This is a genomic window from Streptomyces torulosus (assembly GCF_001419765.1).
GTDB classification, from domain to species: domain Bacteria; phylum Actinomycetota; class Actinomycetes; order Streptomycetales; family Streptomycetaceae; genus Streptomyces; species Streptomyces torulosus.
Genome location: NZ_LIRK01000187.1, coordinates 1 through 9,097 on the forward strand (window position 1 = coordinate 1; position 9,097 = coordinate 9,097).

7 protein-coding genes are annotated in these 9,097 nt (G+C 71.8%); 5 read left to right on the forward strand and 2 right to left on the reverse strand.

The window, feature by feature from the left end:
- On the reverse strand, positions 1-1,223 hold a 1,223-nt coding region (gndA, locus tag AOK23_RS13645), incomplete at its 3' end, for an NADP-dependent phosphogluconate dehydrogenase (protein WP_240496377.1).
- Positions 1,224-1,636: 413 nt separating this feature from the next.
- Here gndA and AOK23_RS13650 point away from each other — a divergent pair.
- Positions 1,637-2,767 carry a transglycosylase family protein gene (locus AOK23_RS13650; protein WP_055712982.1) on the forward strand — a complete coding sequence of 377 codons (1,131 nt, stop codon included), beginning with the start codon at positions 1,637-1,639 and terminating at the stop codon, positions 2,765-2,767.
- 41 nt (positions 2,768-2,808) lie between these two features.
- Here AOK23_RS13650 and AOK23_RS13655 read toward each other — a convergent pair whose 3' ends face one another.
- Positions 2,809-3,939: a DMT family transporter gene (locus AOK23_RS13655; protein WP_206336197.1), complete on the reverse strand. Its 1,131-nt coding sequence runs from the start codon at positions 3,937-3,939 to the stop codon at positions 2,809-2,811.
- A 228-nt stretch (positions 3,940-4,167) separates the two neighbouring features.
- On the opposite strand from AOK23_RS13655, the gene AOK23_RS13660 reads away from it, so the two are divergent.
- The 4 genes from AOK23_RS13660 to AOK23_RS13675 all read left to right on the forward strand — a co-directional run bounded on the left by AOK23_RS13660 (position 4,168) and on the right by AOK23_RS13675 (position 8,985).
- Positions 4,168-4,917: a (2Fe-2S)-binding protein gene (locus tag AOK23_RS13660; RefSeq protein WP_055712984.1), complete on the forward strand. Its 750-nt coding sequence runs from the start codon at positions 4,168-4,170 to the stop codon at positions 4,915-4,917.
- Between the two features lie 76 nt (positions 4,918-4,993).
- A complete protein-coding gene (glgA, locus tag AOK23_RS13665) occupies positions 4,994-6,145 on the forward strand; it encodes a glycogen synthase (RefSeq protein WP_055712985.1) in 1,152 nt (383 codons plus the stop codon).
- A 47-nt stretch (positions 6,146-6,192) separates the two neighbouring features.
- Positions 6,193-7,413, forward strand: a complete 1,221-nt coding sequence (gene glgC, locus AOK23_RS13670; protein WP_055712986.1) for a glucose-1-phosphate adenylyltransferase — start codon at positions 6,193-6,195, stop codon at positions 7,411-7,413.
- A 225-nt stretch (positions 7,414-7,638) separates the two neighbouring features.
- On the forward strand, positions 7,639-8,985 hold the full coding sequence (locus AOK23_RS13675) for a wax ester/triacylglycerol synthase family O-acyltransferase (protein ID WP_055712987.1): 1,347 nt from the start codon (positions 7,639-7,641) through the stop codon (positions 8,983-8,985).
- Positions 8,986-9,097 lie beyond the last annotated feature (112 nt).

Sequence of the window (9,097 nt, forward strand, 5' to 3'; positions counted from 1 at the left end):
CTCGACCGTATCCGCGCCGCGTACGACGCCCGGCCGGACCTGCCGAGCCTGCTGTCCGACGAGACGTTCGCGCAGGAGATCGCGGCGCGGATACGGTCGAGGAAGGCCGCGCGGATGATGCAGCCGCCCCGCCAGATCGAGGCGACCTTGCCGAGGTCGATGTCCCAGTCGTACTCGGCGCGGGCCGCGTCGATCTCGTGGAAGCCCTGCGTGTACGACACGATCTTGGACGCGTACAGCGCCTGCTCGACCCGGTCGGCGAAGGCACCCGCCTCGGCCGCGCTGAGCGGCGCCGCCTTCGGGCCCGCCAGCGAGCGCGAGGCGTCACGCAGCGCGGCGTGCCCGGACAGCGAGCGCGCGAAGACGGCCTCGGCGATACCGGAGACCGGCACACCCAGGTCCAGCGCGATCTGCACGGTCCAGCGGCCCGTGCCCTTCTGCTCCGCCTGGTCGACGACGACGTCCACGAACGGCTTGCCGGTCGCCGCGTCCACGTGCGCCAGCACCTCGGCGGTGATCTCGATCAGATACGAGTCGAGGCGCCCGGTGTTCCAGGTGCGGAAGATCTCCGCGATCTGCGCGGGGGAGTACCCGGCCACATCGCGCAGCAACTGGTACGCCTCGCCGATCAGCTGCATGTCGGCGTACTCGATGCCGTTGTGGACCATCTTCACGAAGTGCCCGGCGCCGTCCGGACCGACGTGCGTCACGCACGGCGCCCCGTCGGCGGCCTTCGCGGAGATCTTCTCCAGCATCGGGCCGAGGGAGTCGTACGACTCGGCCGGGCCGCCCGGCATGATGCTGGGCCCGTTGAGCGCGCCCTCCTCACCGCCGGAGATGCCCGCGCCCACGAAGAGGATGCCCTGCTCGCGCAGCGCGGCCTCCCGCCGACGGGTGTCGGCGAAGTGCGCGTTGCCGCCGTCGATGATCATGTCGCCGGGCTCCAGCAGCGGCGCGAACTCCTCGATCACCGCGTCGGTGGGGCCGCCGGCCTTCACCATCACCACCAGACGCCGGGGGCGCTCCAGCGCCTGGACGAAGTCCTTGGCGGTCTCGGCCGCGATGAAGTCGCCCTCGTGCCCGTGCTCCTCCACCAGCGCGTGGGTCTTCGCCGCGGAGCGGTTGTGGACGGCGACCGTGTAGCCGTTGCGGGCGAAGTTGCGGGCGAGATTGCTCCCCATGACCGCGAGGCCGGTGACGCCGATCTGGGCTGAAGTGCTCATGCGGTTGGCTCCTATGGATCCTGGAATCAGTGGTGCCGGTGAATCGGTCGAGTCGTGATGGTCACGTCGTGATGCACAAGTGGTGCCGGTAGGTCCTCATATTGGTGCTGCCGTCAGTGCTCGCCAGTATTGCCCTTCCGGTCATCCTGACGTGCGGCGGCCCCTTGCGCACCGCGCGGCACGTCGTTCTTGAGTACGCGGAAAGGGCCCCACCTGCCTCAATGGAGCGCGCAACCGGCGCGCTTCACGCGCCGCACCCGCTCACGCGTGCGCCGGACAGAGGTACTTACGCGCCGGGACAGGTCGTTTCCGCGCCACTCGCGAGGTTGGTGCGGCTGGATTTTCGTCTTGTCATGGCCTGTTCGCGGCGCTTACTTTTGCGACTTCGTGGCAGAGGCGAGGGGGGCTACTCCATGGCCGTACGCGGCCGGCACCGCCGGTACCAGCCGAACAGAATCAACCGTGCTTCACTCACGGTCACAGCCGGCGGCGCCGGCATCGCACTCCCGCTGATCGGTACGGGAGTCGCCGAGGCGGCCGACGTGGACACCTGGGAGAAGGTCGCGGCCTGCGAGTCCACCGGTGACTGGGACATCAACACCGGCAACGGCTACTACGGCGGCCTCCAGTTCAATCAGTCGACCTGGGAGGCGTACGGCGGAAGGGCCTACGCCGCGCGCGCCGACCTGGCGACCAAGGAACAGCAGATCGCGATCGCCGAGAAGGTGCTGGACGGCCAGGGCCCCGGCGCCTGGCCCCACTGCTCGGTCCGCGCGGGCCTCACCCGCGGCGGCGACGCGCCGCGCACCATCGAGGACGTCAAACCGCAGACCACGCCCCAGTCGCAGGCGGGCAAGGTCGAGATGTACACGGTCGTCCGGGGCGACACGCTCTCCGAGATCGCCGAGTCCGAGGAGGTCAAGGGCGGTTGGCGCGGGCTCTACAACGCCAACCGCAGGATCATCGGCTCCGACCCGGACCGCATCCTGCCGGGCCAGCGGCTGAGTCTGACCTCGGCCGCCCCGAAGAAGGAGCACAAGAAGGAGCAGCCGAAGAAGGAGCGGCCCGAGAAGGAAGAGAAGAAGGAGCGGAAGAAGGAGCAGAAGCGGGAGCAGCGGACCGACTCGCGGCAGGAGTCTGGGTCCCGGGTCGCCCCGGTGAACGCCTCCCTCGGCACTCCCTACCGCGCCTCCGGTTCCTCCTGGTCGAAGGGCTACCACACGGGTGTCGACTTCCCCGTGCCGACCGGCAGCACCGTGAAGTCCGTGGCCTCCGGTGAGGTCGTCACGGCCGGCTGGGGCGGCTCCTTCGGCTACCAGGTGGTCATCCGGCACGCCGACGGCCGGTACACGCAGTACGCCCATCTGTCGGCGATCTCCGTGAAGGCGGGGCAGCATGTGAGCGCGGGCCAGCGCATCGGCCGCTCCGGTTCCACGGGCAACAGCTCGGGCCCGCATCTGCACTTCGAGGTGCGGACGGGGCCCGGCTTCGGCAGTGACGTCGACCCGATCGCCTATCTCCGGGCCGGAGGGGTGCGTCTCTGACGCGCCGACGTACCGCGGGAGGCCCGCTCCGGGCCTCCCGCTCACGTCCCGACGTGGTCCCGATGCCGGTCGCCGTGCGGCCGCGGCACATACAGCTCGCCGTGGAACGGCCGCAGCTCCAGCTCGGGCCGCCCCTCGTCACCGGAGCCCCCGGCCCTGCGGAACGGCGCCGGTACGACCACCCGCTGATCGAGGCCGACCGACCCGTCGGCCGCCGCCGGGACCCCGGCCGGCCGTGAGGGAAGCCCCGCGAGCAGCCGCTCGACGGCGAGGGCCGCCTCCCGGTCGGCGACCGTCGACGCGTCCGCCGTGTCCTCGTCCCCGACCCGCTCGCGCCGCGCCTCCTCGTGGAGCCGCTCGGTGGTGAGCAGGATCAGACCGCCCGCCGCGACGACTCCGCAGCCCAGGGCGAGGAGGGTGCCCGTGGTGCCGTAGCGGAACGTCTCGCCGAACATCGTGATGCCGACCGCCGCCGCCACCACCGGGTTCACGACGGTCAGGGTGGCGAGCGGGGCCGCGAGGCCGCCGTTGCGGTAGGAGGCCTGGGACAGCAGCAGACCGGCCGTGGCGAAGACACCGATGACCGCGAGGGTCGGCAGGTCGGCGAGCGCGACACCGTCCGTCCAGTCGACGGCCACCGTCTTGGTGAACACCGAGGACATGCCGAACGCGACACCGGACGCCACCGCCAGCAGGATGCTGCGCGTCGTCGGATGCCGGTGCGCGGCGTGGGCCGCCGTCATCAGCGCCGCCACCGCGCCCGCGCTGACCAGGGCCACCAGCACGCGCTCGGCGGTGTCCAGGGACTGCGCGTCGGCCGTACCGACCAGGGAGAGCAGGCCCGCGAGACCCACCGTCGCCATGATCGCGCCCCGCCAGGCCGTCGCCCCGGCCCTGCGGCCGACGAAGAGAGCCGCCATGGGCAGGGCGAAGACGATGGTCAGCGCGCCCAGCGGCTGCACCAGGCTGAGCGGGCCGTACGCCAGGGCCACCACGTGCAGCAGCCCGCCGAGACCGTTCAGTCCGACGGCGGCCCACCAGCCCGGGCGGCGCAGCGGCGCGTAGGTCCGGCCGGGGGAGGTCACCGCGACACGCTCCTGCACGATCGCACCGCCCGCGTAGGCCACGGCGGAGACGAACGACAGCAGCACGGACAACGCGAGGGCGCTCATGAGCGGCTCCTCGACGAGGGGCGGGGGCGCTCGGCCCGCCGCTGCGAACGGTCGGCTTTCATGGTGACCACGATGCCTCGCGAACGTGTTCGCGTCGTCGTACCTGAGCACTCATTGCGTCGTACTGCCGATGGAGTACGACTCGCCGCCCGTCATCCTCAGGAGGGGCGACACGGAGTGCACCCCTCCCCGCGAACCCGCCCGTAGGCCCTGGTACTACTCGATGTCGTGGACCATGCCGCCGACCTCACGGACCTCTCCGCCCTCGGCGGCTTCTTCGTACTACGCACGGGGGAAGCACCGGGGCGCCCGCTGCCCACCCTCGCGGAGGCGTACGCGGCACGGGATGCCGATGTGAAGAAGGAGGTTTACGCGAATCCCGTAATTTTCCGTGTCCGGAAGGTGGCGGACAGCGTCCGGGCCCCCGAACCCCGCGTCGCGGCCTCCATCGCCCACCTCGGCCTCGCCGCCCGGCTGTGGTCGGTCGCCCTCGGCACCGCCGCCCTCCACGGCCGCGTCCCCGATCTCGACCCCCGACTGCTGCACTGGGACCCCGACGCGAGCGCCCCCGACGACCTCTGGCTGACCGGGGTACGGATGCTGCCCGCCGACCGGCTCGGCGAGGTCGTACGGGAGGCGCATCTCGTCCCCCTGGCGGCGGCCCTCTGCTCCCAACTGCCCGTTTCCCTCCGTCTGCTCTGGGGGAACGCGGCCTCGGCGCTCATGGGAGCCGTGCGGCAGATCGACCGCTGGGCCGCCGCGCACGGACGCGCGGAGGCAGCGGACCGGGCCCGTCGGCTGGCCGCCGCGCAGCTCGCCCACCCCGATCTCGCCGGCACCCTCGACCCCGCCACCCACCGCCGCCGCAGCTGCTGCCTCTACTACCGGCTGCCCGGCGGCGGACTCTGCGGCGACTGCTGCTTCGACCGGCCACCGGCCCGGACCCGGCCGTCGGGCAGGACGGGTGGCACCCGCTAGAGACATGGCGCTCTTCCCCAACCGCCCCGTGTGGGTGACCATGTGGGAACGAGTCATGTGAGACAGGGGGTTCCGGGTGCGAGTCGGCCTGCTGACCCGGGAGTATCCGCCCGACGTCTACGGAGGCGCGGGGGTCCACGTCGAGTTCCTCGCACGGGAGTTGAGGTCCCTCGTCGACCTCGACGTGCACTGCTGGGGCGAGGGCGCCGCGGGCGGCGTCGTACGCCACCGGCCCTGGTCGGCGCTGGACGGCGCCAACGACGCACTGCGCACGTTCTCCGTGGACCTGTCCATCGCCGCCGGCCTCGACGGCCGGGAACTCGTCCACTCGCACACCTGGTACGCCAATCTCGCCGGCCACTTCGGCAAGCTGCTGCACGGCATCCCGCACGTGATGACCGCCCACTCGCTGGAACCGCTGCGCCCCTGGAAGGCCGAGCAACTGGGCGGCGGCTACGCCCTGTCCAGCTGGGCCGAGCGCACGGCGATCGAATCCGCCGACGCGGTGATCGCGGTGTCCGGCGCCATGCGCGACGACATCCTCGGCTGCTACCCGGCCCTGGACCCGGCCCGGGTGCGAGTCGTGCACAACGGCATCGACACCTCCCTCTACCGGCCCGACCACGCCACGGACGTCCTCGATCGCGTCGGCCTCGACCGGGCCCGCCCCTACGTCCTGTTCGTCGGCCGCATCACCCGCCAGAAGGGCGTGCCCCATCTGCTGCGGGCCGTACGGGCCATCGACCCGGACGTCCAGGTCGTGCTGTGCGCCGGCGCCCCCGACACCCCGGAGATCGACCGGGAGTTCCGCGACCTCTTCGAGGAGCTGAGCCGCGTCCGCGAGGGCCTGCACTGGATCCCGCAGATGCTGCCGCGCCCGGAGGTGATCCAACTCCTCACCCACGCCGCCGTGTTCGTCTGCCCCTCGGTGTACGAACCGCTCGGCATCGTCAACCTGGAGGCCATGGCCTGCGGCACGGCGGTGGTCGCGTCACGGGTGGGCGGTATCCCGGAGGTCGTGGAGGACGGCGTCACGGGACTCCTCGTGTCAACCGAGGACGGCTTCGAAGCTCAGCTGGCCCGCGCCCTCGACTCGGTCCTCGCCGACCCCGCGACCGCCGCCCGTATGGGCGAGGCGGGCCGGGAGCGCGCGGTGCGCGAGTTCGGCTGGGACGCGGTGGCCCGGCGGACGGTCCACCTGTACGAGGAAGTCCTCAAACAGGGGTAGGCACACAGGACAGAGCACGGCACAACCGGGCGTAGAGGGGCGGCGGCATGCGGCGCGGTGGACCTTCGGTGCTGGGAATCGTACTGGCGGGCGGCGAGGGCAAGAGGCTGATGCCTCTGACCGCCGACCGCGCGAAACCCGCGGTGACCTTCGGCGGGACGTACCGTCTCGTGGACTTCGTACTCTCCAATCTCGTGAACGCGGACATCCTGCGGATCTGCGTCCTGACCCAGTACAAATCGCACTCCCTGGACCGGCACATCACCACCACCTGGCGGATGTCGAGCCTGCTCGGCAACTACGTCACCCCGGTCCCCGCCCAGCAGCGGCTCGGCCCGCGCTGGTACCTGGGCAGCGCCGACGCGCTGCTGCAGTCCCTGAACCTGGTGCACGACGAACAGCCCGAGTACGTCGCCGTCTTCGGCGCCGACCACGTCTACCGCATGGACCCCCGGCAGATGCTGGCCCAGCACATCGAGGGCGGCGCGGGAGTGACCGTCGCCGGGATACGCGTGCCCCGCACCGAGTCCTCCTCCTTCGGTGTGATCACCCCCGGCTCCGACGGCCGGTCCGTGGAGCGTTTCCTGGAGAAGCCCGCCGACCCGCCCGGCCTCGTAGACGACCCCGAGTGCGTGTTCGCCTCGATGGGCAACTACATCTTCACCACCAAGGCCCTGGTGGAGGCGCTCCAGCGGGACGCCGAGGACGAGAACTCCGTCCACGACATGGGCGGCTCGATCCTGCCCCAGCTCACCGAGCGGGGCGAGGCGCAGCTGTACGACTTCAGCGCCAACCACGTGCCCGGCGAGACCAACCGCGACCGCGGCTACTGGCGGGACGTCGGGACCCTCGACGCCTACTACGACGCCCATATGGACCTCATCGCCGAGCGCCCCGCCTTCAACCTGTTCAACCGCAGCTGGCCCATCTACACCAGCTCCGGCCAGCTCTCCCCGGCCCGCTTCAACGCGGGCGGCATGGCCAGCGAGTCGATCATCAGTGCGGGCTGTCTGATCCGGGGCCAGGTGACCCGGTCCGTGCTGTCGCCGGGCGTCGTCGTCGACCCCGGGGCCGTGGTCCAGGGGTCGGTGCTGCACGACAACGTCCACATCGGCCGGGGCGCGGTCGTCCGGGGCGCCGTCCTCGACAAGAACGTCCAGGTGCCACCGGGCGCCACCATCGGCGTCAACCCGGAGCGCGACGCCGAGCTGTACACGGTCTCCAAGGGCGGGGTGATCGCCCTCGGCAAGGGCCAGCAGGTGTCGTGACTCTGCACGGATGCGCGTCGAGCGGCTGTGCGGTTCATCACGCCGCGCTGGGCCGGGTGGGTTGAGATGACCCCCAAGTGACGGCAGATGTCCCAGTGGTCCCGCCTCTCGCCAGGAGGTGGGACTTAATCTGCTGTTAACTGAGCGTAGCTCGATCGTACTTGACCGTAATCGGCCAACGGCGGTTGACTGCAGACTCACCCGTCGTCGACGCGAGGCAAGCCATTGACTTCTGACGAGCTCGCACCACTCGACCTGGCCTTCTGGAACATCGAGTCCGCCGAACATCCCATGCACCTGGCAGCCCTCGGCGTCTTCACGGCGAACTCGCCCACCGCGGGCGCCCACGCCGCCGACCTGCTCGCCGCCCGTGCCGCCGGGGTGTCCGCGCTGCGGATGCGGATCCGGGACGTCTGGCGGCCCGATGTCCGCCTGCCGCTCACCTTCGGCGGCGCGACCCGCGAGCCCGTCGCCGACTTCGAGCCCTTCGACCACGTACGACTCCACGCGCCGACCCGCGACTTCCACGCGGTGGCCGGCCGGCTGCTGGAACGCCCCCTGGAACGCGACCGGCCGCCGTGGGAGGCGCACGTCCTGCCCGGGGAGGACGGCACCTCCTTCGCGGTGCTGTTCAAGTTCCACCATGCCCTGGCCGACGGACTGCGGGCGCTGACCCTCGCCGCCGCCGTCATGGACCCCATGGACATGCCCGCGCCCCGGCCACGCCCCGCCGAACCCCCGCGCAGCCTCCTCGGCGAGGTGCGCAAACTGCCCGCGCTCCTCCGCGGCACCCTCTCCGACCTGGGCCGGGCCGTCGACATCGGCACCTCCGTCGCCCGCACCACGCTCGACGCGACGCTGGGCGCGCGGGGCACCGCCGCGCTGACCGCCGAGCCGAGCGGCACCCGCCGCACCGTCGGCGTGGTCCTCGACCTCGACGACGTGCACCGCATCCGCAAGACCGTCGGCGGCACCGTCAACGACGTCCTCATCGCGGTCGTCGCGGGCGCGCTGCGGCGCTGGCTGGACGAGCGGGGTGACGGCAGCGAAGGGGTCGCGCCCCGGGCGCTCATCCCCGTCTCCAAGCGCCGGCCACGCACCGCGCACCCCCAGGGCAACCGGCTCTCCGGCTATCTGATGAAGCTGCCCGTCGACGACCCCGACCCGCTCGGCCGGCTCCGTACGGTCCGTACGGCCATGGACCGCAACAAGGACGCCGGGCCGAACCGCGGCGCCGGGGCGGTCGCGCTGCTCGCCGACCATGTGCCGCCGCTGGGGCACCGGCTCGGCGGGCCCCTGGTGAGCCAGGCCGCGCGCCTCTGGTTCGACATCCTCGTCACCAGCGTGCCGCTCCCGAGCCTCGGCCTGCGGCTCGGTGGCTGCCCGCTCGCCGAGGTGTACCCGCTGGCCCCCCTGGCTCATGGGCAGTCCGTGGCGGTGGCGATCTCCACGTACCGGGGGAGCGTCCACTACGGGCTGGTCGCCGACGCGGAGGCCGTGCCGGATCTGGAGGTGCTGGGGAAGGCGGTGACGGGGGAGCTGGAGGAGCTGCTGGCGGCGTGCGAGAGCTGACCGGGGGCGCCTCATAGCTCGGGGGTGCGCGGTTCGTCGGCGGGTGCGGGTGGGTGTGTGGTTTCTCGCGCAGTTCCCCGCGCCCCTGAAGGCATGGGCCTGCGGCCCGGCC